This is a genomic window from Pedobacter sp. KACC 23697, from assembly GCF_045348445.1.
GTDB lineage: Bacteria > Bacteroidota > Bacteroidia > Sphingobacteriales > Sphingobacteriaceae > Pedobacter.
On record NZ_CP157485.1, the window covers coordinates 1,041,790 to 1,065,902 of the forward strand.

Below are 24,113 nucleotides of genomic sequence, written 5' to 3' on the forward strand. Positions count from 1 at the left end.
AACATGAAAATAACTTATTATAACAGATTTATCCTTTTGTTTTCTTTATTTGGGCTACTTGTTCTGGGTGCTTGCAAGAAAGTTGAAACTGAGCCCCGTGATTGGATCAGAGAAGACCTGGTATGGGATGATCAGGATAAAAATGCTACAGTAGCTGGTTTTTTCCTCAATAGCGTTTATACTTACATTCCTACAGGATTTAACCGCATAGACGGTGATTATCTTGATGCTGCTTCAGGCGATGCGATCCCTTCAAGAAACAATACCCAGGTAGAATTTTATACAAATGGAAGAATCAGTGTAGTCAATAATCCTGATCCATACTGGGGAAACAGTTACGCAGGAATCAGAGCGGCCAATATCTTTCTCAGCAATATTGATAAAGTACCGATGGCAGCGATCACCAAGCAATACTGGAAAGCTGAAGCCAGATTTATCAGGGCACTGATGTATTTCGAACTGGTGAAAAGGTACGGAGGGGTACCACTCGTTGGAAATAAAATTTTTACGGTAGAAGATGACCTTGAAATACCCAGGAATAACTATGCTGACTGTGTGAATTATATTGTTTCTGAATGTGATGCCATAAAAGATAGCTTAAGATTGGAAAAGGGGGCGAATTACGGTACATCCGATTGGGGAAGAATATCGAAGGGCGCAGCTATTGCCTTAAAATGCCGTACTTATCTTTATGCAGCAAGTCCGCTTTTTAATGGCGGCGGTTTTGAATCTAATTCGAATACAAAGGCATTAACAGGTTATCCGAGCTACGATGCATCCCGCTGGCAAAAAGTAATTGATGCCTCAGAAGAATTGATTGGTATCGGTTATTATGCACTTCAGTCGTCTTTTAACAATGTGTTTGTGGTAAACAGAAATACAGAAGTGATATTGAGTAAACAGGGTGCAACCAATGCTAACATAGAATCCATCAATGCACCATCCGGATATGCAACACCCGCCTTAAGTTTAGGAAGAACAAGTGCCACTTCAGAACTGGTCAATGCGTTTCCTATGAATAATGGCCTAGCCATAAACAGTACTTCGCCCGCGTCAGGATATAATCCGGCTAATCCTTATCTTAATAGAGATCCCAGGTTTTACTCAACCATATTTTATAATGGTGCAACCTGGCTAAGAAGAGGGGTGCAGACTTTCGAAGGTGGATTAGATAAACCTGGTGGTACCACCATTCAGACAAAAACTGGCTTTTATGTCCGTAAGTTTATGGCTGATTTTTCCAATAATACAACCTACACCAATCAATCGCATAATTTTATACTTTTCAGGTATGCTGAAATCCTTCTCAATTATGCTGAGGCCTTAAATGAAATGGGAAGGACTGAAGATGCAGTTACCCAATTAAAGTTAATCAGGGCTAGAGCAGGTATAACTGCAAGCACGAACGCCAGATACGGTATTCCTTCAGGCGTTTCTCAAAGTGATTTGCGCACGCTGATATTTAACGAACGGCGAATTGAACTTGCATTTGAAGAACATCGTTTTTGGGATGTGAGAAGATGGAAAATTGCCCCTGCTGTGTTGAACACAAATGTTAACGGTGTTAAAATTACTAAAAATGCCGATAACACTTTCACCTATCAGACACAACCGGCGGCTAACCTGCTGTTTACCAATAAACTTTATCATATGCCGCTACCGTATTCAGAGATTGTGAAAAATAGTAAACTGATTCAAAATGAAGGCTGGTAAAAAACAACAAAATATGAAGATTTACATACATAAAATATTGCTGTTTTTGTTTTTAACAGCAAGCATAAATTTCGCTAAAGCACAAACAATAACCGTAGAAGGTACGGTAAGAGATAATGTGGGCGTTTTAGTCGGTGTATCTGTTAAAGAGAAAGATGTTGCCAATGCTGTTCTCACTAATAGTGATGGAAAATATAGAATAACACTTAAAGGAAAAAGTGGTGTTTTACAGTTCAGCTATATTGGTTTCGTTACACAAACGGTTAATATTGATCGGCGCAGTACTTTAAATGTACGGTTGGAAATTGATAATAATAATCTTGAAGACGTAGTTGTACTGGGATATGGAAAGCAAAAAAAAATTACCACTACAGGGTCTATCAGTACAATTTCTGGTGAAACAATCAGGCAAAACCCATCAGCAAGTTTACAGAATACGCTGGTTGGCCGTTTGCCGGGATATTTCTCTCAGCAACGTTCGGGCAGACCGGGTGCCGACGGAGCAGAATTTTTTATCAGGGGTGTCAGCTCTTATAATTCGGGCTCAAACCAGGCATTGATCATGGTAGATGACATTGAATATTCAGCTGCCCAGTTTTCATTGCTTGATCCAAATGAGATCGAAGATGTAAGTATTTTAAAAGATGCGGCTACAACAGCGATATATGGGGTGAAAGGGGCAAATGGGGTTGTGGTGGTTACCACAAGAAGAGGAAAAATCGGTAAGCCTAAAATTTCATTGAGAAATGAGTTCAGCGTCATGCAGCCAACCATAATGCCTGATTTTTTAGGTTCTTATGAAACTGCCCTATTGTATAACCAGGCCAGGGCAAACGACGGTTTGGCACCCAGATGGACAGCAGATGACCTTCAAAAATTTAAAGATGGGTCTGACCCCTATGGCCATCCGGATAACGACTGGAAAAAGATACTTTTTAAAGACTTCAGCACACAAGCAAAAGGGAACTTTGATATTAACGGCGGAACAGAAAAAGTAAAATACTTTGTTTCAGGTGGCTACCTGGTTCAGGATGGTTTGTTGAAGAATTACAGTGCTGATAATGGCGTAAATTCAAATTTTTATTACAACCGGTATAATTATAGGTCAAACCTGGATATTAAAGCAACCAAAACGCTCGATCTCAGGTTGGATCTTTATGGCAACATTTCCATCACCAATAACAACAACATTGCCAGTGCGTTTGGTTATAACGATTTATTTTATGATTATGTAAGTTTCGCCTCACTGGCACCCTGGGCCTATCCGATATACAATCCGGATGGCAGTTATGGCTACAGCACCTGGCAAAGAGATGAAAATCCAAATTATAACCAGAACAATATTGTAGGCCGGATTGCACATTATGGCTATAGCAGGAGTTTTGAAAATAACATGAACCTGGTAGCCAATGCAGTTCAAAAACTGGATTTTATCACCAAAGGCTTATCCATTAAGGGTGTGCTTTCTTATGCAAGTACGCATAATTATACCCGCAGTATGACCAGGGATCAGTTTCCTTCCTTTATTTACGACCCGGTAAATAATACTTATGCACCAAGAGATCCTAATATTTACAGAGTTAGAAGGTACTTTATTGGTTACAGTCCGGGGAGTACGGTTAGAAATTTAACTACTCAGATCCACCTGAATTATGACCGCAGTTTTGGCAAGCACCATGTTTATGCATTGGCATTAATGAACACCAACTCGGTTATCAAATATAATCCAAATCCGGTTTATAACTTTGTCCCCAACAATTTTAAAGGCTATTCAGGCCGGGTGGGTTATGATTATGATGATAAATATTTGTTCCAGTTCAACAATGCGTATAATGGATCTGACCTTTTTGTGGGATCTAAAAAATATGGTTTTTTCCCGGCAGCATCAGTAGGATGGAATATCTCGTCAGAAAACTTCTTTAAAGACAATATTAAATTTATCAACTTCTTAAAACTTAAAGGTTCATATGGTCTGGTTGGTAACGACCGGATAGGCGACAATTTTGCTTATTATTATCAACAAAATTATTATCGTGGCGGGGATGCTAACTTCGGAACGGGAAGCAACAACTATGCTGGCTTTTATGAAGGTAGCCTTGGCAACGATAATGTGACCTGGGAAAAAGAAAAGAAACTCAACCTGGCTTTGGAGTTCTCTTTATTCAAAAGCAAGTTAGCAGGCTCTGTAGAGTTTTTCAAAAACGAGCGTTATGATATTTTAACCAGCAGGGGAACCGTTTCCTCCGTTTTTGGTGTGGGGCTGCCACCTGTAAACTTAGGCAGGGTTCAGAACCAGGGCGGTGAGATTGAATTATCTTACCGTGATAATATCGGAGAATTTGGTTACTCTGTAAGAGCAAACTATTCTTATGCTAAAAACAAAATTTTATTCAGAGATGAGCCTAAACAGGCATTTGCTTACCAGCAGGCTACCGGAAATAGTATTGGCGCGGGTTTCCTTTATCAGTGGATAGGATTTTATACTTCTGCAGCAGATATTGCTGCCAGCCCGGTACCAATTGTTACACCAAGGGTAGGCGATTTAAAATATGCAGATTTGAATGGTGATGGCAAGATAGATTCTTATGACCAGGCTTATATTGGCCAGCCAAACCTTCCCAATACCAATTATGGATTAGATCTTGGTTTTAATTATAAAAACTTTGGACTAACCCTGCTTTTCCAGGCGGCGACAAATTTCCAGGTAAGGGGTGTTGCCGAGGCCATACAGGCTTTCTCTTCTAAGCTAACATCTGTACACCAAAACAGCTGGACGCCCGAACTCGGTGATAATGCACAATATCCGTTGCTAAGTTTAAATCCCGGGATCAGCAGCCCTTCTACCTTTCCTTCTACTTTCTGGGCGGTATCAGGTAATTACCTTCGTTTAAAAAATGCAGAATTTAGTTACACCTTGCCGCAAAGTTTTCTGGATAAAATCAAGGTTCAATCGATACGCACATACGTAAATGGTTATAACCTGTTAACTTTTTCCAACCTGGGAAAAAGATATCAGTTTGACCCCGAATCAAATTCCGGTCAGGACAGGATTAAATATCCGCCTCAGCGTATGCTAAATTTTGGTTTAAGTGTTACATTTTAGTGAAAACAGATATGAAAAAGATTTTTATAATACTGGCATTTGTAATCGTATACACATCTTGTAAAAAATCAACTGATTTTTTAGATGGTCAGGCCAGTACAGGCGAAACTGAAGAATCAATTTTTACCGATAGCGTAAAAACAATAGGCTTTTTAACGAACATCTATAGTGGAATAGGATACAGTTTTAACAAAGGCAGGTTCAGCTCGCACGGAAATACGGAAATGGCTACAGATGATGCAGAATATGCCTATTCAGGAGTTGGCCAATCGGCAGTAATTATGTATAATGGTACCATTTCACCTAACAATTTTTTTAGCCAGGGTGCTGTTCCCGATTTCTGGTCTACGCCGTATGCCAATATCCGGAAAGTTAACCTGTTTTTAGCTAAGCTTCCGGGTACGCCCTTAAGTGCTCCTTTAAAAACAAGGATGGCTGCTGAAGCCCGCTACCTAAGGGCATGGTACTACCATTTTCTGCTCATTAATTTTGGTGGTGTGCCATTGATTGGAAACAACGTTTATGGCATTAATGATGTGATCGATCTCCCGAGATCAAGTTTTCAGGCATCTGTAGATTATGTTGTAGGGGAACTGGATGCTGTAGCAGCCGTACTTCCTGCACCAACTGAATATGCAGAACAGGATTTTGGCAGAGCAACCCGCGGTGCCTGCCTGGCTTTAAAATCAAGAGTATTGTTATACGCCGCAAGCCCGTTATTTAACGGAGGATCTATCGCTACGGGAGCCCTGGCTGCCACAGTAAGTTACCCGTCCTATAATGTTTCCTACTGGCAAAAAGCTGCTGCGGCAGCAGAAGCTGTAATTAATACCAATTATTATTCCCTGATGGAAGATAATGTAACGGCACCCGGATATGGATTCTATAATACATTTTTGAAAAGGTACCCCAATACCGAACAGATTTTCGCCATGCAAAGGCCAACCAACAGAGATTTTGAAGGGTACTATAATCCGCCATCAAGAGGAGGTGCCAAAAATTCTCAGCCGACAGAGCAACTGGCCAGGTCGTTTCCAATGAAAAATGGAAAATCAACTTACGATCCGACATCAGGCTTTGTTGCCAGTAATCCTTATGTTAACCGTGATCCGCGTTTTGGATATTCCATTATCTATAACGGCTCACTGTATTATAGCACAACTACAGGTACAAAGATCGCTGTAAATACCTTCGATGGTGCCGCTTCTGATGGATACGTTTCATCTACCAAGACCGGTCCTACCACTACAGGATATTACAGCCGCAAAATGTGCGATGAAAATATTTCAGCCAACAGTTCATTCGTAACCGAAAGGGCCTGGCCATTGATGAGATATGCTGAAATTTTACTCAACTATGCAGAGGCCATCAATGAAACCGGCCAAACTGCTCTGGCTTATCCTAAACTCATTGCAATTCGAAAAAGAGCCGGGATTGATGCCGGGGCCGATGGTATGTATGGTATCAAAGCCAATATGAGCGTTGAGGAGATGAGGGCGTTTATCCAAAATGAAAGAAGGATAGAACTGATGAATGAAGATCATCGCTGGAATGACATCAGGAGATGGAAAATAGCTGAAGCTGTAAACAATGGTTACAATAGCGCGATGATTATTACCAAAACAGGCAATAATTTCACTTATAAAGTTGATAACACCATTCGCTTACATGTTTTTAAGCCACAAAATTACTTGATGCCTATTCCTCAGGTAGAGATATCGAAAATGCCTTCTATGGTACAGAACCCGGGATATTAATTAAATAAATCGTACCGGATTGATCAGGAGTTTTTCCGGCACCTGCTTGCAGAAGCAGGTGCCACTCTTTTTTAATATGAGATTATGTTGAACATGCATACAAATGCACCTATCACAGGTGTTATGCTGATTTTAAAGAAAAAATGAAAAACCTGGCTAAAAAGCATCAAGGCTAAATTAATCAGTATCCTGAAATAACTTTTATATACGGCCGTGATTTCTTAAAAGATGAATTTGATGGGTTAACAAGATCAGACAAAAATTACAAGGCTGATCAGCTTAATCGTAGTATCTGCTATTGCAAATTATTTTGCCCGATCTTATACCCCAGGAAGCTACCTGAAGTACCCTGAAACTTCAGAAAGACTCTACAATATTTTACGCACAGTGATCAGGTATTGAATGCCATGCAAAAGGCATGACGATTGGATAATTGGAGTAACCGCATGAATAATGGAGATGAATTTCCCTCTGCAATATGTAGAAAATGGAATAAAAGCCACTTGAACATTTTGTAAGGAAAGCGGAATGGGATTGGCCAGTTTAACTTCAAATGGACAATAATTAACAGAACTTTTCAATTTACTAATGACATTCTAAATCAGTTTTTTAAAAATCGCTTCGGTTTAGATGAAAATAACAATGTGCTTAATAATTTAATCGAAAGCAATGGTTCCATCGCCGGGCGCAACCAGATAAAATTTATAATGACTTGGCTTAATATTCGAAAACAAATGCTAAAGCCCGTTTTTCATAGAAACAACAAGATTAAAAGGTAATTCAGGTGCAGTAAATCCGGCAGAAAGATATACCTTTAGGTATTGATCAGCTCAGGTTTTAAAATAATTAATGCTTCTCTCAGATGAACTATACCCTTGATGCCAGTACTTTATTATTAATTCCATCAGGTTGACAACCGCAGGGGTTCACTATTGAAAAATTTATCTCCCATAATTTTGTAATTACTTTTATCACCAATGCATACTGATATATAAATCGATCATTAAAAATAAAGTTTATGAATTTATCTAATATTCACACTCCCGGAGTTTACATAAATGAGCTTAATGCTTTTCCTAATTCTGTAGTACCTGTTGCAACTGCTGTACCGGCTTTTATTGGTTACACGCCACAAGCCATGTACCAAGGAAAATCCTATGCCAATGTAGCGCAGAAAATTACCTCCTTTTCCGATTTTCAGGCGATTTATTGCTATCCAAATCCGCCGGCACCTGCCAGTCCGGCAAAACAGTACAGCCCCGAATATTACCTGGTGCAACAGCAATCGAAACCAAATGAACCTGATTACCTGATCATTGATGGCAATTATTATTCTGTACTTCCTGATCCTAATACTGTTTACTACCTCTATAACAGTGTAAAGATGTTCTACGATAATGGCGGTGGCGATGCCTATATTGTTTCTGTAGGTACCTATGGTGCTCCATCTAAAAGTCCTATGGCATTGGGAACACAACTAATTAACCCCAATGTGAAACTGGACGATTTAACAGCAGGCCTGGCTTTGCTGTTGAATGAAGAGGAACCTACCATGTATATCTGTCCCGAAGCAACCTTGCTTTCAGTAGCGGATAACGGTGCATTAATGCAAGCCATGTTATTGCAATGCACGGAAACACAAACAGCCATTTCTATATTTGATGTGATTGGTGGCAGAAACCCTGATCCCATTTTGTATACGCAGGATATCAAGACGTTTAGGGATAATACGGGGGCGGCAGGTCTCGATTACGGCGCAGCATATTATCCGTTTATTGGCACAACCACGATGCAAACTTCAGATATCGATTATACCAATCTGTTTGGTGGTGATACCGAAAAGCTGGCTCCACTTTTAAATCCGGCCGATGATCCAAATCCTGCTGCGGCTCAGATTTTAACCAATATTGCGAACCTTTCTGTTTCCCAATTAACAGTAGCACAGTACCACAATGCTTTACAAAATGCCAGCAAAACCTACACTAACATCATTAACCAGGTATTGGCTGTTGCCAATGTTTTGCCTCCAAGTGGTGCTATGGCAGGCATAATTACCAATACCGATAACCAGTTTGGGCCTTGGCAGGCACCAGCTAATGTGAGTATTGTTGGTGCATCATCGCTTCCGATCAGTTTATCAGAAAGTCAGCAAAGCAACTTAAATATAGATGCCGTTTCGGGGAAATCAATCAATGCCATCCGCTTTTTTAATGGCATAGGTATTTTAGTTTGGGGCGCACGTACCTTAGATGGCAACAGTCAGGACTGGAAGTATATCCAAGTGCGCAGAACCATGATTTTTTTAGAGCAATCGTGTAAACTGGCTTCTCATCCTTATGTTTTCCAACCTAACGATAAAAATACATGGGAAGCGGTAAAGTCAATGATCAGTAGTTTTTTAACATCAGTTTGGAAAGCAGGCGGGTTAATGGGGGCTAGTCCTGCCGATGCTTTTTCGGTTGACTGTGGTTTAGGTACCACTATGACGGGTGATGATGTATTGAATGGTATCATGACGGTGGTGGTAAAAGTGGCACTAATCCGCCCTGCAGAATTTATTGAATTAACCTTCCAGCAGCAGATGCAGGCACAGGGTTAATCATGATCCAATAACAATATTTAATAAGGCAAATATAAGATAATGATAGATGACGGCATCAAAACAGGCTCAACTTGGCCAATGCCCAAGTTTAGGTTCGAAGTAGATCTGGGAACAGAACTAAAAGGTGTGGCTTTCCAGGAAGTTTCCGGACTGGATGTAGAAGCACAGGTGATAGAATACCGTAAAAGTAATAGTCCGCTTTTTTCGACAGAAAAAATGCCTGGCATTATTAAATATGGTAACATTACCATGAAAAGGGGTATTTTTATAAATGATAATACCTTTTGGAACTGGCATGCAGAAATTGGTATGAATACCATCAAAAGAAAAACTATCTTAATTAAACTCTTGGATGAATCGGGCAAAGTAACCATGCAGTGGTCTTTACATAATGCCTGGCCAACTAAAATTACGAGTACTGATCTAAAATCAGATGGTAACGAGGTAGCGGTTGATACGATTGAAATTGTATATGAACAACTAACCATTACGAGTGGCAGATAAAGCGTAAATGATATCTTTTCTTTCGAATTTCTTTTAAAGGAGAAGATCTCACTTCTAAGAAACCAACAGGCATTTATATAAAAAGCAGCAAGTAAAGGCTATAAAAAAGGATCATTTATCACTCATTTTCTAGTTAAAATCTCCAAAATAAAGTAAACAATACCCTGGTTTTCGATGAGTAACGTAGCAGAAATAGTAAAAGAAGGCATTTATGTTCAAAATGGGGGATTGGTTTTAATTAACAATTTCATCCCAATGCTTTTTGAGCGCTTAGGCCTGTTAGATGGCCATAAAGCATACCTGCCAAACAAACAACAAGATGCCATTCATTACCTTCAATATGTAGCCACAGGCTTAGCGGAGACTGATGAACATTACCTGGCATTGAATAAGATTTTATGTGGAATTCCACTACAAGAGTCTGTTAAAAACAACATAGTGATCAGCTCTGCAGAGATTGAACTGCTTGAAGAACTTTTACAGGCCATGATTGGGCATTGGAAAGCAATAGGATCTTCATCCATAGCAGGGTTAAGGGGCAATTGGATAATCAGAGACGGACTGCTGATCGAACATGATGATCACTGGGAACTAATCATAGCAGAAAGAGCTTATGATTTACTCATCCATCAGTTACCCTTTACCTTCTCCGTAATCAACTATCCATGGATGGGTAAACCACTATATGTTCAATGGCAGACTTCTTAAAAAGAAATTCCCTCTTGAATTCCTTTTTTGCAAAGGAGTTGTATCTTTGGTTATCAACAGTCAAACTTGAACCCTGAACTTTCGGATACTGCCCTTTGGTCCCGCTTGCTTAATGGCGAGGAAGATGCACTGGATCAAATCTATAAGGTGCATTTTCAGTCATTATACCAATATGGAATGCGCATGCTTCACCAGGAAGATGAGGTAAAAGATTGCCTGCAAAATCTTTTCGTCAAACTTTGGGAAAACCGCAAAAACCTCAGTCCAACAAAACAGATTCGTTATTATCTGCTTGCTGCCCTGCGCAATACCATCGTGAACTATCGTACAAAGGAATTGAAGTACGAGAAAGTGGAAGCAAACGACGATCACCTGTTCGATTTAAGTTTCACGCTCGAATCTGCCTACATCCGCAAAGAAGAAGTACATGAAAAGGCTGCACAACTGGCCGAGGCCATGAATCAGCTAACACCCAGACAAAAGGAAATCATCTACCTCAAATATTTTGAAGAACTGGATTATAGCCAGATTGCAGAAATTATGGACCTGACCACTAAAGGTACCTATAAGCTTAGCGCCAGGGCACTGGATGCCTTAAGGGAGATTATGAAAGTGGATAAAACCTTATTGGTATTACTTTTACTGGAATTAAACAAACTCAATAAATGGTATACCTGAATGAGGTAAACCAAACCGATGTTCATTGTATGTAGATTAAAGTATAACTACTCCTTATTTTGCTATTCTTTATTTAACAAAAATATTTTTTAAAATAATTTAAGTTCCCTGGGGTAATTTCCTTTTTTTTCTTGTTTGTATAATCGGATGGCCACCATCGGCCGCACCGCTTCATGACCAAACACGACTATACTACCTTTACGATAACCGATTTTTTAGAAGATCCCGGGTTTGTGCGCTATGTGAAATATCAGCTGCCGGAAGACAGGCTTTTCTGGCTAAACTGGCAGGAGGCAAAACCAGGGAATCTGGATGCATTTTTATCCGCGGAATTACAACTTCAGTTGATGCTTAGTCCGAAACCTTTTAAAACTTCGCCCCATTTAGAAGAAAACCTGTTGAATGCCATTCATCAATCTATAGCCAATGGCCGTCAACAATTAAAAATCAACAGGCAAAAATACTTTTGGGCAGGTGGTATCGCGGCCAGTTTGCTGATCGCACTATGCATCAGCTGGTTTTTCCATTCTACAGTGCGCATTCATACAGCCTATGGCGAACAGAAAAAAATTGTGCTGCCAGATGGTTCGGAGGTGATTTTAAATGCCAACTCAACTTTAAGTTATCCAAGAGCTTATGCCTGGAAAGAAAACAGGGCAGTTAAGTTGGATGGCGAAGCTTATTTCAAAGTCAAACACCTCAATCATGATGCCGCTCAGATTAAACCAGGCGAATTGTTTAAGGCACAAACCGGAACGATAGAGGTGCAGGTGCTGGGCACCACTTTTAATATCAGAGAAAGACGTGGCATGGCGCATGTTGCCCTGGTAGAAGGAAGTGTACAGGTCCGGTCAGTTAAAAGCGGGCAGCATTACCAGATGAAACCGGGTAATGTGGTACAGGTAAATAGCCGCAATGGTTTACTAACAGTTGAAAAACAAGGCTCGCTACAACAATCAGCCTGGACAGACGGCCGCTTGATCGTTAACCAAACCACGGTGAATGAAATCTTAAGTAATTTCGAAGATGTTTACGGCTATCAGGTGATCCTGGATGATCCTTCACTTGGGGAGAAAAAGATTGATGGCAGCATTTCGATCAAAAGTGAAGAAGGCTTGCTCTTTACCCTGAGCAATATTTTAAATGTAAATATCAAAAAACAAGGCAAGGTTATCTACTTGAAACGCAGATAAATGCATTATCCTATATTATCAACAAACAACCAAACAAACTAATCAACATGAACAAAAACTTTACCAGACCCCTTTATTTTCTGCTGGTGGTATTGCTGGCTTTTGGTGCTGTATTTCAGGCCGCTGCACAGAATAAGCAAATCAGCCTGGAACAAGCACTTGATGCCATTTCGAAAAAATACAAAACCAAATTTGCCTATGAACATAGCATTGTACAGGGTAAAACAGCTTCTTCAGCGAGTTTAAAAGCAAAATCGGTAGATGAAGCGCTAAAAAATGTATTGTATCCTAACAATTTACTTTTTCTGTATGTGAGCGAAGGAAATTATACCATCGTGAGCAGAGACGGAAAAACCCTGGATGTGAATGCCCAGGCTAACCTACCGACATTGAGCGGCACTAGCAACAGCAGTAACAATGAATTTTACCTCTCCGGACAGGTAACAGATGAAGGCAGTATTCCATTGCCTGGCGTTACCATCAAATCTAACGGATCCAACCGCGTAGTGACAACCGATGGAAACGGAAAGTACTCGATCTTTGTACCGAATACCACTACATCCATCAGTTTTTCTTACCTGGGTTACCAAACCAGTAATTTACCTGTAACAGCCAATACCAGCAGCCTGAACGTATCTTTAACCCCTGCGGCCGGCAATCAGCTGCAGGATGTGAATATTGTTTCCAATGGTTACCAGGTATTACCCAAAGAGCGTTCAACCGGAGCTGCATTTGGCGTAACAGCAAAGGATCTTCAGAAAATCCCGACCCCGAACGTAGTACAAAGATTAGAATCATTGATTCCAGGGGTAAAGGTGACTTTAAACTCTGATAATATGTTTACTTATGGAAACACCCAGCAAGGTATTAATTCTGGAACCCGCTCATTAGGCAGGTCTGATTACAATATGGAAGTCAGGGGCAGTAATACCTTGAGGGGAGAAACCTTTCCACTGGTTGTGGTAGATGGTGCTATTATGGAACTCGATTTATCTACCCTTAACCCAAACGATATTGCCAATATTACCTTTCTGAAAGATGCAGCAGCGGCATCCATCTGGGGTACACGTGCAGCCAATGGTGTAGTGGTGATCACGACAAAAAAAGGACAAAGCGGTCAGGCACCTCAGGTCAGCTTTTCGATGACTGCCGCCGTGGCTAACCGTCCTGATCTCGGTTATCTGAACATGATGAACTCGGCACAGGTAATTGCCTATGAACAGGATCTTGTAGCCAAAAACCTGATTTTTGCACCAAGCGCAACCACAGCCTTTAGCGGAACGGTAGCAGATGCCACAGACCTGACTTTTAAGTTAAAGGCCGGCACAATTACGCAGGCAGCTTATGATGCCGAAATCAGTCGCCTGAGCGCGTTGGACAACCGTTCGCAAATCAACGATTACCTGCTGCGCCCTTCCAGTAACCAGCAGTATAACCTCTCTGTAACAGGTGGTGGAAAAAGCAGTGATTATTTTTATTCCGCTTCTTACAGCAAAGAAAATCCTTATACAAGAGGTACCGAAGGCCAGCGGTTAACCCTTACCATGAACAATAACTTTAAATTGTTTAAGATCGCTACTTTATCGGCTAACTTCAGGGCTTCTTTTTTTAAATATAAAACCGGTGCAGTAAGCCTGAGTAGCCTGTTTTCGCCTACTGCAAGTACATTTATGCCTTACAACCAGCTGGTGGATGCATCTGGTAACCACAAAGCTTATTCAACCGTTTATTATTCGGGCTGGGTGGATAACCTGCAAAACCAGGGCTATCTGAACTGGAAATACAGTGTGCTGGATGAGATGGACAATGTAGACAATTCACAAAATGAAAACAACTATAATTTCAACCTGAATCTGAATGTTCCTGTTTTTAAGGGTTTATCTGCCAATGCTTTTTTTGCCAATGAAAGAAACTTTGGCAATACCCGTAACTATTATAGTGAGGCCACTTTTTTCTACCGTAACCTGGTGAATACCTTTACCCCGATTCCAACTTCGGGAAGAGCCGTTAATTCCATCGGACTTTCTCCGGGAAGTGGCATTTTGAACAATCTGAGCGGATACAATAACAATTACACCTTACGTGGACAACTGAACTACGATCATATTTTAGGTACTGAGCATCAGTTAACAGCCATCGTCGGTTCAGAAATCCGTCAAACCAAAGTAGGGCAGGGAACCAGCGTATTGTATGGTTACAATACCGGAAATGGTATTTCAAGGCCGGTGAATTTCTTTACTCCCTATGCCACTATCCAGGGTTCTACCCAGGGGATAGCAGGCAGTCCGTCACAGCAGGATAAAGTCAGAAGATACCTGTCTTATTACAGTAATGTTGCCTATACCTACAAGGGGAAATATACTTTATCGGGAAGTGCGCGTTACGATGACTACAATAACTTTGGGGTTGACCGTAAATTCAGGGCAACACCGCTATGGTCTTCCGGTTTAAAATGGGATGTTAAAAAGGAATCTTTCCTGAATACACAAAACTGGCTTAACAGCCTGAGCATACGGGCTACTTACGGTGTGAATGGAAACATTTCTACCAATACTTTTCCATTTACCTACATTAGCCTGGGGACGGGAGACAGTGCAACTGGTTTACCTAATGCCAGTATCATCGCACCGGCTAATCCGGAGTTGAGATGGGAAAAAACCTATGTGGCCAACCTGGGTGTAGATTTTGCCCTGCTGGATAACCGTTTATCGGGTTCGGTAGATGTGTACAGCAAACGAGGTAAGGATCTGTTTTATGAATTTCCAATCAATGGTACTTATGGATTTACTTCCATCAACAGAAACGTAGCTTCCATGTCGGGCAATGGTGTAGAATTTAACCTGAATGGTACTGTGATCCGCGAAAAGGATTATGAATGGAATGCCGGATTGAATTTTGCTTACAATACCAATAAAATTACCGATACCCGTTTTATTGTGAACTCGACTTTCCTGTCGAACCCTGCTTTCGGTAGCGTACCGCTGGATGGTTATCCAAACGACAAAATATTTGTATTCCGCAATGCGGGTTTAGATGCCAACGGATTAACACAGGTATTTGACCAGAACGGCAATAAAGTAGGTTCGGGCCAAAATGTAACTTCTGTTGATGCCCTGGTATATGCAGGTCGCAGAACACCACCATATTTTGGCAGTTTCAACACCTCATTCCGATACAAAGCCTTTACCTTGATGGCGGTGGCCACCTATCAGTTCGGAAACGTATTTATGCGCCCGACCATTTCGGCATATTCTTCTTCCCGTCAGGGCGTAAAATATGACCTGCATGAAGACATCACCAAACGCTGGATTAAAGCGGGAGATGAAGCTTTTACCAATGTACCGGGTGCGGCCGGCGCCTTAGCGCCAACCAGCTTGCTCCGCTATCAGCAATCTGATATCAATGTATTAAAAGGCGATTATATCCGCCTGCGGGAACTGGCCTTAACCTACCAGGTTCCGGTAGAACAACTGAAGTTCATCAGGTCTGCTAACGTGGGCTTCTCGGTGAGAAACCTGGGTTTGTTGTGGAGGGCTAACAAAGAAGGGCTGGATCCGGATTTTGTAGGTGGTTTAAGCGCCTCTACATTGGGACTGCCTTCGCCGGTATCCTATAATTTCTCCCTTAATGTTAACTTTTAATTTAAATGATGATGAATCCAAAATATAGAATCTTTACTTTTCTTTTAGCCGCTGCCACACTGGCCGGATGTAAGAAATTTGTCGATATCAAAACCCAGGGGCAGCTGGTACCCAACCAAACCTTCAATTACCGTTACCTGCTAAACAATACCGCCAATTTTGAAACCGTAGCCAACCTGTCCGATTTTGCCTCGTCGGATATCAACCTGAATGATGCGGCACAGCAAACAGCACTCTCAGGATCGCTAAATTATAACTACCTGGTTGGAAGTTATACCTGGCAGCCGGTAATTTATCCATTAGGGTCAAATATAGAACAGGACCAGAACTGGAACCGTTTATACAATAACATCCTGAACTGCAATACCATCATTAATGAATTGCCAGGAAGTGACGGTACTCAGGCAGATAAAGATGCTTTAACTGCTGAAGCCCTGGTACACCGCGCAGATAGTTATTTAAACCTGGTAAATACCTATGCCAAACCCTACAATGCTACAACAGCAGGAACTGATTTGGGTGTGCCATTAATTTTGGTGCAAACCTTAAGTCAGAAACTCAACCGTGCATCTGTTCAGGAAGTCTATAACCAGATCATCAATGATCTGACAAAAGCACTTCCGTCGCTGCCACAAACACAAGCCTATAACACCTTGCCTTCAAAAGCTTCGGCCTATGGCGAATTGGCCCGTTGTTACCTGCTCATGAAAGATTATTTAAATGCCGGCAAATATGCAGATGAAGCCCTGAAATTAAGAAGTACGCTAAACGATCTATCAACGATTACAACTGTTAGCAGTGCAAATTATCCGAGAAGAATCACAGATCCTGAAATTTTGCTCTCTAAATTACCTCTTAACGGAAATTTAAATTTTTTTCCAACGGTATTTAAACCCAGTGATGAGTGGTTTAACTTGTTGGGTACTAAGGATCAACGGTATAACTTGTTTACAGTAGCAGCATCAAGCGTATCAACTAGCTTAACCGGCAGGGTGTATTCCAAAGAACGCGCTATCGGCGAAACCCGTAATGAAGGTCCTTCTGTGCCTGAAATGATGTTAATCCGTGCCGAAGTTTACGCACGTGCAAATGACGCCACCAATGCCATGATCTGGGTAAACAACCTCCGTATAAAAAGATTTAGAGCTGCAGATTATACTCCTTTGACCGCCACTGATGGCAATGATGCGCTAAGCAAGGTAGTTGATGAGCGCCGCCGTGAATTTTTTGGTATCTCGCTTCGCTGGTGGGATATGCGCCGGTTAAATAACGAAACCAACTTTCAGCGCACCTATACGCGGGTATTTAATGGTACCACCTATACGCTGGCGCCAAACAGTAACCGTTATGTGTTTCCGATTGCCGAATACTTCCGTTCATTAAACCCTGAGCTGGAACCAAACCCATAATTTATTCCTTATACCATGGCACAGTTTTTAACTGTGCCACTAATTAAAAACGATGTTAAAAAAAATCCTGTTCCTGCACATTTTATTGGCGTTCTCCTTTGCTGTTTGTGCACAATCACCGGCAGCGTTTAAGGTAGCGCCTGAAAGACCTGAAAGTGGTAAGCCCTTAACCATTACTTATGATGCTTCCCAAACAGGACTTTCGGGTAAAAAACAAATAAATGCGGTTGTTTATCAGTATATTAATTACAAATGGAAAGCGGCAGATCTAAAACTGGATGGTGTGCAAAACCATTGGAAAGCAACCTTTAATGTACCTGCAGATTGTGGTTTTCTGGGTTTTAAATTTACTTCAGGAGAGCAGACCGATAACAATCAGGACCAGGGCTATTTTGTGATGATGTCTGATCCCCAGCGCAAAGGGCTGAATGCACCCGGAGGCTACGCAGGATGGGGCATGGCCCGTTCACCAAAATATGGCATGGATATCCCTAATTATATCAAGTTTGAAGGGATCAGCGATTCGGCCACCTACCACTGGCTTAACCAGGAAATCAGCTTTAACCAGCCTTCAAAATCTATATTGGCTTATCCCTATGCAACAGCATTAAATGCTACATTTAAAGACGATGCAGCTCCGCGTTTACAACGCGTTATGGCTTATCTGAAAAGGCCTGAAGCTAGTGAACTGGACTTGTTTAATGGCCGCAGAATAGCGCAATATCTTTTAAATGATAAAAAATTGGCCGATTCTATCGAAAAAGTATGGGCGCAACGTTTTCCAAACGGAAGCCTTGCCCGCTTAGCTGCCTATAAAAATATTAGCCAAAGCCGTGATATACCCACCATCCTCGCTGCTTCAGAAAAGTTTCTGAAAGACTTCCCCGAATATCAGCATAACCAAGTAATTGACGAGCAGAATCGCATCAATTATGGCATGGTGTATCAAAATATCATGGTTTTTGGTGCCATGCAACATCCGGATGGAGATGAAGTGGCGAGATACGTAGATTCTTTATCTTTCGAAGCCCTGCCTAATGTTTTTTATAAGCTGATCCAGATTCCTTATGATAAAGGTAACCTGAACCGCCTAAAGGAATATTCAGATCTGCTGGTGAAAAGATTTGAATATTTCAGGACACATCAACCCGAAAGTATGGCTTACCTTTCGCCAACAGAATGGCAGAAAGAATATAAGAGGCTTTTTGTGCTCAATGTCTCCAGGGTATACTCGGGTTTGCTCAATAAAGCTGGTCTTTATGCTCAGGCACTGCGCGTAACAGAAGAAGCGCAAAAAATACAGCATTACAAGCAGGCAGCCATCAATCATGAACAGGCTACTGCCCTTCAAAAGCTGGGTAAAAATGCTGAACTGGAAAAACTGCTGATCAAAAGCATGTTCGAAAATCAAAGTTCAACCGGAATGACGGCTATGCTTGAGGCTTTGTACATCAAAAGAAAAAAATCAGCTGCCGGTTTTGAAGCTTACCTGGAGTCGCTAAAGAATCCGGCAAACCTGAAAAAAAATCAAGAAGAATTAAAGGGCCGCATGATCAAAAAGGAAATGCCGGATTGGAGCATGAAAGATCTGAAAGGCAATACGGTTACCCTGGCCGGACTTAAGGGAAAAACTATTGTAATGGATTTTTGGGCCACCTGGTGTGTGCCTTGCAAAGCGTCTTTCCCTGGCATGAAACTGGCCGTAGAGAAATATAAAAACGATCCGGATGTTGTTTTTCTCTTTATTGATACGGAAGAATATAAAGCGGGCTTTCGGGCAGAAGTAGCCCAATATATCAAAGACAATCAATATCCCTTTCAGGTTTTGTTTGATAACCAGACCGAAGGAGCCAAAACCAATGATGAAGTGTTCAGCCGTGTAGCCAAAACCTTTACTATTTCGGGGATTCCGCAAAAGCTGATCATTGATCGAAATGGCTTTTTAAGGTTTATTTCCATTGGTTACGGCGGAAGTGCAACTGCCCTGGCGGATGAAATTTCGAGCCTGATTGAACTGACTAAAAGCGCAAACTAATGAAAAGAAAAATCGCATCCCTGTGGGTTTTGTTGCTTTTCGTCAATTTGGCTTATGCGCAAAGCTATCGCTCGGAAGAAGTAATGTTTCGTTCGGCAAAAGACAGTATCACTTACGGCGGTACCTTAACCATTCCAAAAGGCAGGGGGCCATTTACGGCCATTGTAATTATTTCTGGTACGGGAAAACAAGACCGTGATGGCACCATGGGCGGTCATAAGATATTTCTGGATATGGCAGATGGATTATCCACAAACGGTTATGCCGTGCTCCGGCTGGATGATCGGGGCGTTGGTAAAACTACTGGTGTGTATGAACAGGCCACTACACTCGATTTTGCCAATGATGCCTTGGCTGCGGTAGCCTATTTACGGGGCCTCAAGGAGATCAATGCTAAAAAGATCGGTCTGTTGGGGCATAGCGAGGGGGGAATGGCCATCAGTATCGCTGCCGCAAACAATAAGCAGGTTGCTTTCCTGATCAGTATTGCCGGACTGGCTTCAAACGGACTGGATGCCCTGATTCGCCAAAACCGCGATTTGGTTGCAAACTCCCAGTTGCCCGGTTACGACAAAGCCCGTTCTAACGAGATCAACGAGTTGATGTTTCATACTGCCTATCAATATGCAGACTCGGCTAATATGGAGGCTAAATTAAATGAAACCTATAACCTGTGGAAGGTAAAAGATGATGCCTATTTCAAAACGTTAAATAAACCTTTTGACCATTTCCGCTTTCCGGTATATAGCTACGTTAAAATGGCCACCAGTTCCTGGTACCGATATTTTATCAGGTACAATGCGGTGAAAACCCTGGCACAGATCAAGGTACCTATACTGGCTTTAAATGGCGATCGCGACCTCATGGTGGCCGGGCAGGAAAACCTGCAGCATTGGAAAGCATATGTAAGGCAGGGGGGAAACAGCCAGGTAGAAACGGTATTGATCCCAAATTTAAATCATTTGTTTCTACCCTGTGTAACCTGCAACCAGGCAGAAATTCCAACCATTAAAGCTGGTTTTTCAGATGTGGCAATGAAATTCATGATCAATTGGTTACAGAAAAAATTTTAGATTAGTTAATGATGATAGGTCGGTGAGCAGGATAGCGCCGACCTTATCTTTTAAAAAATCGAATGGAAGGCAACGACTAAATGTATACTGATCGCAGATCTGTTCTATCCCTAAAAACATCTCAAAAATAGCTATCAATGTAGAAAGAGCCCATATATCTTATCGATGCCATTTTTCAGAAACTGATCATATACGGGCTTGCAAACTGCTCAATCTGCAAACAGAACAATGTTTCTCTTTCCAGTCTTGGCCTTCAGCCAATTCCCCAGCTTCACTTTATCGCTAGCCAGGATTTTCCCTTCAGCTCTTCCGGTAAACTGCATTACGGTATCTCTCTTAACCGAATCAGTCATGTGGAAAACAGCTTCTTCAATGCTATAACTTTTAATATTGGGGAAAAGTGCATGTATTTCTTCACGCATATCTGCTGACAGATCAGGCCGTGCAGATTTTATACTCTTCACTTTTCTTTGGGTAGAGTCTCTGGCAAAAACGTCTTCCATGATACTTGCTTTGATCTGGGAAAAATCTATTTTCGATCGTGCATCAAGTCCTTGCCTCACCAATAGCTTGGTACCTGCTAATTTATAGGTGGATAGTTTAGCCCTAATGCTGTCAATTCTGGGAGCAGGTATTTCCTCACCGATGAGCAACAGGTCTATTTCCCTGGAATGATTTGAATATTTAAAATTTTTATTAACCACCTGCGTTTTTTGGGAGTTGAATACTTCCCGGACAAACCGCTGCGCGTTGTTTTCAAATATGCTTTTCTGCACAATGCCATATGCCAGGTAGATGCTGGGAATAATGGTTACCAGTACACTGACGAGTATATATCTGGAGACTCTTTTTTCTGTAAGGCGGTCTTCGAAATGTTTCTTGCTGAACTTTAGAAACCGGACAATGAGGTAAGTAGAAATACAGATGAAAAGGCTGTTAATGAAAAAGAGGTACAGTGCCCCTGCAAAGAAAAGTAGATTGCCGGAAGCCAGGCCAAATCCTGCTGTACAGAGTGGTGGCATGAGTGCCGTTGCAATGGCCACCCCGGGAATAACATTGGTCTTTTCTTTTCTTGTTACGGCAATGGCCCCGGCCAGGCCACCAAGAAATGCAATGAAAACATCCCAAATGGTAGGGGTGGTACGGGCCAATAGTTCACTCTGTGCATCGTGTAACGGGGTAATGTAGAAATACAGTGTAGAGGTAGCGATACTGATCAGTGCTGCAATCAGAAGATTTCTGCCACCCTGTCTTACAAGTGCGAAATCATTGGTTCCTATACCCAAACCGATGCCAATAATCGGTCCCATGAGCGGAGAGATCAGCATGGCGCCTATAATTACTGCGGTTGAGTTTACATTAAGTCCAATGGAGGCAATAAATATCGCAAATATGAGGATCCATAGACTGGATCCGACAAAAACTGTATTGGATCTGATCGATGCTACAACTTCTTCCTCATTTGCCTTATCGAGATGAAGGTTAAACCTCCTTTCGAGGAAAAGCCTGATGTAGCCGCTAAGGCCCTTATCTTTTTTTTGCTCCATGTAATTAATCTTTTAATTTAATTTTCGGCCCGACCTTAATACGAGCATTCCTAAAATGCCGGAGATAATGGAAGCAATGAGTATACCATACTTTGCCTGCGTAATATAAAGTTCATTTGAGAATGCAAGTCCACTGATGAACAGTGACATTGTAAAGCCGATCCCTGCCAGAAACGCTACCCCTATCATATGTCTCCAGGTTCCACCTTCAGGTAAGCGGGCTATACCGGTTTTAACCATCAGCAGGCAAAACAGGAGTATGCCTGTAAATTTTCCTATAACCAAACCTGCGGTAACGCCAAGTGATACGGGGTTGATTATTGCAGAAAAGAAATCACTGCCAATCAGGATGCCTGAATTTGCCAGCGCAAAAACGGGCATGATCAGAAAAGCAACATAGGGATGTAAAGCATGTTCAATTTTCTGCAGAGGCGTTTCTGCTGCAAGACTGAGGTTTTTCACCTGTTGAATGGTCTGATGTTGTCCCGATGTTGTTAATGTACTATTACTGGGGATTTCCCTGTCAAAATCATCGGTAAGCTTTCGAAGCGTTTTGGAATAAACCTGCTCATCAATACGTGTCCTCGCCGGAATGGTGAAAGCCACCAATACACCCGCAAGTGTAGCATGTACACCAGAAAGCAGGAAACTGATCCATACGGCAATACCGAGGATAAGGTAAAATGCACTATTCCTGATTCCTATCGCATTGCCAATAACCAGGCATAACAGCAAAATACCGGCTATGCCCAATGCCATAAAATTGACCTGTCCGGTGTAAAAGAAAGCGATTACCAAAACTGCACCAAGATCATCCGCTACAGCCAATGCCGAGAGAAAGACTTTTATAGAACCTGGTATATGTTTTCCGGCCATAGAAAGAAGCGCCAGTGCAAAAGCGATATCTGTAGCCATAGGAATTCCCCATCCGTGTTCGGTATCGGTATGGTGGTTGAGGAGGTAATAAATTCCCGCAGGAACAATCATGCCGCCAAGCGCAGCAGTCATGGGTAAAATAGCCTTTGAAAAAGTAGAGAGTTCCCCTTCCATGAATTCTCTTTTCAATTCCAGGCCAATGATAAAGAAGAATAATGCCATCAGCCCGTCATTGATCCAGACATGTAGAGGCTTGTTCAAAGTATGTTCAGCTATCCCGACCATAAAATGTGTTTCCCATAAATGATGGTAGCTTTCCGAAAATGGTGAATTTGCCCAAATGATCGCAAGTACAACCCCGATCAGCAATACAATTCCACTCGTATATTCCAGGTGTACAAAACGGCTCACGGGCGCGATTATTTTCTCAATAGGTGTCTTTGGCAGATTTTTAATCATATCGGAAGCTTAATTTTACTGGTTTAACTGAATTTTATGGTTGCATGATAGTTACTCCAAAGTTAATGTTAAAACAGGTGAAATTGTTTGACCGGGTACTGCTGTTTAAGAAATATGGTCATAAATGAAGCTGGCCAACTTAAATACCTTTCTGGCTACTATATTTAACCCTTTAATTTTAATCGGATTTGGTGTCCTGATTTAAACGGCTCACCATTTAATGATTTAATAGTGCCGCCAAGCAACTTTTCACCTTTCCATTTAAGTGATACTTCAAAACTACCTCTGGCTTTTAAGCCGGTAATAAATCCATCGGGCCAGGCAGATGGTAGCGCGGGTAACAAATCAAGGATGTAAGCATCCTGGCCATCTCCACTGGTATAAGATTCCATGCTTTGTAACAGCATCTCGGTCATGCCAGATACGGCTCCAAAATTTCCGTCAATCTGAAATGGGGGATGAGCATCAAAAAGATTGGCGTATGTACCACGTGCATCAGCCATTACGGTTTCTGTTTGGCTGGTGAGGCGAAGTTGATAGGATAATAATTTATGCGCATGATCGCCTGCTCTTAACCTGGCCAAGAAGTTCTCTTTCCATGCTATAGACCATCCGGTTCCGTCATCTCCCCTTAACTCAAGCGTTTTTCTGGCGGCGTTCGCCAGTTCAGGTGTACCTAATGCCGTAATCTGCCTTCCGGGGTGTAAGGCAAATAAATGCGGAACATGACGGTGGTGAGGATCATTAGAGTTCAGGTCCTTATATGCAACCGACATTTTTTATCACTATTCCGATATTAATCGTTTTTCCTTTGA

General features: G+C 41.7%; 15 protein-coding genes. 12 read left to right on the top strand and 3 right to left on the bottom strand.

Annotated elements, in window-relative coordinates; genetic code table 11:
* The first annotated feature begins 3 nt into the window (after positions 1-3).
* The 12 genes from ABEG20_RS04375 to ABEG20_RS04430 all read left to right on the top strand — a co-directional run bounded on the left by ABEG20_RS04375 (position 4) and on the right by ABEG20_RS04430 (position 20,416).
* The gene (locus ABEG20_RS04375; protein WP_406826170.1) at positions 4-1,713 is read left to right on the top strand and encodes a RagB/SusD family nutrient uptake outer membrane protein; all 1,710 of its coding nucleotides are present in this window, start codon (positions 4-6) and stop codon (positions 1,711-1,713) included.
* 13 nt (positions 1,714-1,726) lie between these two features.
* Positions 1,727-4,816: a SusC/RagA family TonB-linked outer membrane protein gene (locus tag ABEG20_RS04380; RefSeq protein WP_406826171.1), complete on the top strand. Its 3,090-nt coding sequence runs from the start codon at positions 1,727-1,729 to the stop codon at positions 4,814-4,816.
* Between the two features lie 11 nt (positions 4,817-4,827).
* Entirely contained in the window at positions 4,828-6,573 is a 1,746-nt protein-coding gene (locus ABEG20_RS04385) for a RagB/SusD family nutrient uptake outer membrane protein (RefSeq protein ID WP_406826172.1), read from the top strand.
* A 1,018-nt stretch (positions 6,574-7,591) separates the two neighbouring features.
* On the top strand, positions 7,592-9,172 hold the full coding sequence (locus ABEG20_RS04390; protein ID WP_406826173.1) for a phage tail sheath family protein: 1,581 nt from the start codon (positions 7,592-7,594) through the stop codon (positions 9,170-9,172).
* An 81-nt stretch (positions 9,173-9,253) separates the two neighbouring features.
* Positions 9,254-9,679 (top strand): phage tail protein, encoded by a 426-nt coding sequence (locus tag ABEG20_RS04395; RefSeq protein ID WP_406826174.1) that lies wholly within the window; start codon positions 9,254-9,256, stop codon positions 9,677-9,679.
* Positions 9,680-9,853: 174 nt separating this feature from the next.
* Entirely contained in the window at positions 9,854-10,387 is a 534-nt protein-coding gene (locus ABEG20_RS04400) for a contractile injection system tape measure protein (RefSeq protein WP_406826175.1), read from the top strand.
* A gap of 66 nt (positions 10,388-10,453) precedes the next feature.
* Positions 10,454-11,065, top strand: coding sequence for an RNA polymerase sigma factor (locus ABEG20_RS04405; protein WP_406826176.1), 612 nt, complete (start codon positions 10,454-10,456; stop codon positions 11,063-11,065).
* Between the two features lie 173 nt (positions 11,066-11,238).
* Positions 11,239-12,258: a FecR family protein gene (locus ABEG20_RS04410; protein ID WP_406826177.1), complete on the top strand. Its 1,020-nt coding sequence runs from the start codon at positions 11,239-11,241 to the stop codon at positions 12,256-12,258.
* A gap of 47 nt (positions 12,259-12,305) precedes the next feature.
* Complete coding sequence (locus tag ABEG20_RS04415) at positions 12,306-15,899, top strand: SusC/RagA family TonB-linked outer membrane protein (RefSeq protein ID WP_406826178.1); 3,594 nt, start codon at positions 12,306-12,308, stop codon at positions 15,897-15,899.
* 5 nt (positions 15,900-15,904) lie between these two features.
* Positions 15,905-17,308: a RagB/SusD family nutrient uptake outer membrane protein gene (locus ABEG20_RS04420; protein ID WP_406826179.1), complete on the top strand. Its 1,404-nt coding sequence runs from the start codon at positions 15,905-15,907 to the stop codon at positions 17,306-17,308.
* 52 nt (positions 17,309-17,360) lie between these two features.
* Entirely contained in the window at positions 17,361-19,343 is a 1,983-nt protein-coding gene (locus ABEG20_RS04425; RefSeq protein WP_406826180.1) for a TlpA family protein disulfide reductase, read from the top strand.
* Positions 19,343-20,416, top strand: coding sequence for an alpha/beta hydrolase family protein (locus ABEG20_RS04430; protein WP_406826181.1), 1,074 nt, complete (start codon positions 19,343-19,345; stop codon positions 20,414-20,416). The genes ABEG20_RS04425 and ABEG20_RS04430 overlap by 1 nt, the downstream gene beginning before the upstream one ends.
* Positions 20,417-20,625: 209 nt before the next feature.
* Here the strand turns inward: ABEG20_RS04430 and ABEG20_RS04435 are convergent, their stop codons facing one another.
* The 3 genes from ABEG20_RS04435 to ABEG20_RS04445 all read right to left on the bottom strand — a co-directional run bounded on the left by ABEG20_RS04435 (position 20,626) and on the right by ABEG20_RS04445 (position 24,074).
* Positions 20,626-21,963, bottom strand: a complete 1,338-nt coding sequence (locus ABEG20_RS04435; RefSeq protein ID WP_406826182.1) for a DUF389 domain-containing protein — start codon at positions 21,961-21,963, stop codon at positions 20,626-20,628.
* A gap of 12 nt (positions 21,964-21,975) precedes the next feature.
* A complete protein-coding gene (gene nhaA / locus ABEG20_RS04440) occupies positions 21,976-23,298 on the bottom strand; it encodes a Na+/H+ antiporter NhaA (protein WP_406826183.1) in 1,323 nt (440 codons plus the stop codon).
* A 164-nt stretch (positions 23,299-23,462) separates the two neighbouring features.
* Positions 23,463-24,074 (bottom strand): glycosyl hydrolase family 95 catalytic domain-containing protein, encoded by a 612-nt coding sequence (locus ABEG20_RS04445; protein ID WP_406826184.1) that lies wholly within the window; start codon positions 24,072-24,074, stop codon positions 23,463-23,465.
* Between the last annotated feature and the right edge of the window lie 39 nt (positions 24,075-24,113).

What these genes read in the sequence shown, in the direction of transcription:
- ABEG20_RS04375 (WP_406826170.1), top strand. Translation starts at nt 4, where the DNA reads ATGAAAATAACTTATTATAACAGATTTATCCTTTTGTTTTCTTTATTT.
- ABEG20_RS04380 (WP_406826171.1), top strand. Translation starts at nt 1,727, where the DNA reads ATGAAGATTTACATACATAAAATATTGCTGTTTTTGTTTTTAACAGCA.
- ABEG20_RS04385 (WP_406826172.1), top strand. Translation starts at nt 4,828, where the DNA reads ATGAAAAAGATTTTTATAATACTGGCATTTGTAATCGTATACACATCT.
- ABEG20_RS04390 (WP_406826173.1), top strand. Translation starts at nt 7,592, where the DNA reads ATGAATTTATCTAATATTCACACTCCCGGAGTTTACATAAATGAGCTT.
- ABEG20_RS04395 (WP_406826174.1), top strand. Translation starts at nt 9,254, where the DNA reads ATGCCCAAGTTTAGGTTCGAAGTAGATCTGGGAACAGAACTAAAAGGT.
- ABEG20_RS04400 (WP_406826175.1), top strand. Translation starts at nt 9,854, where the DNA reads ATGAGTAACGTAGCAGAAATAGTAAAAGAAGGCATTTATGTTCAAAAT.
- ABEG20_RS04410 (WP_406826177.1), top strand. Translation starts at nt 11,239, where the DNA reads ATGACCAAACACGACTATACTACCTTTACGATAACCGATTTTTTAGAA.
- ABEG20_RS04415 (WP_406826178.1), top strand. Translation starts at nt 12,306, where the DNA reads ATGAACAAAAACTTTACCAGACCCCTTTATTTTCTGCTGGTGGTATTG.
- ABEG20_RS04420 (WP_406826179.1), top strand. Translation starts at nt 15,905, where the DNA reads ATGATGATGAATCCAAAATATAGAATCTTTACTTTTCTTTTAGCCGCT.
- ABEG20_RS04425 (WP_406826180.1), top strand. Translation starts at nt 17,361, where the DNA reads ATGTTAAAAAAAATCCTGTTCCTGCACATTTTATTGGCGTTCTCCTTT.
- ABEG20_RS04430 (WP_406826181.1), top strand. Translation starts at nt 19,343, where the DNA reads ATGAAAAGAAAAATCGCATCCCTGTGGGTTTTGTTGCTTTTCGTCAAT.
- ABEG20_RS04435 (WP_406826182.1), bottom strand. Translation starts at nt 21,963, where the DNA reads ATGGAGCAAAAAAAAGATAAGGGCCTTAGCGGCTACATCAGGCTTTTC.
- nhaA (WP_406826183.1), bottom strand. Translation starts at nt 23,298, where the DNA reads ATGATTAAAAATCTGCCAAAGACACCTATTGAGAAAATAATCGCGCCC.
- ABEG20_RS04445 (WP_406826184.1), bottom strand. Translation starts at nt 24,074, where the DNA reads ATGTCGGTTGCATATAAGGACCTGAACTCTAATGATCCTCACCACCGT.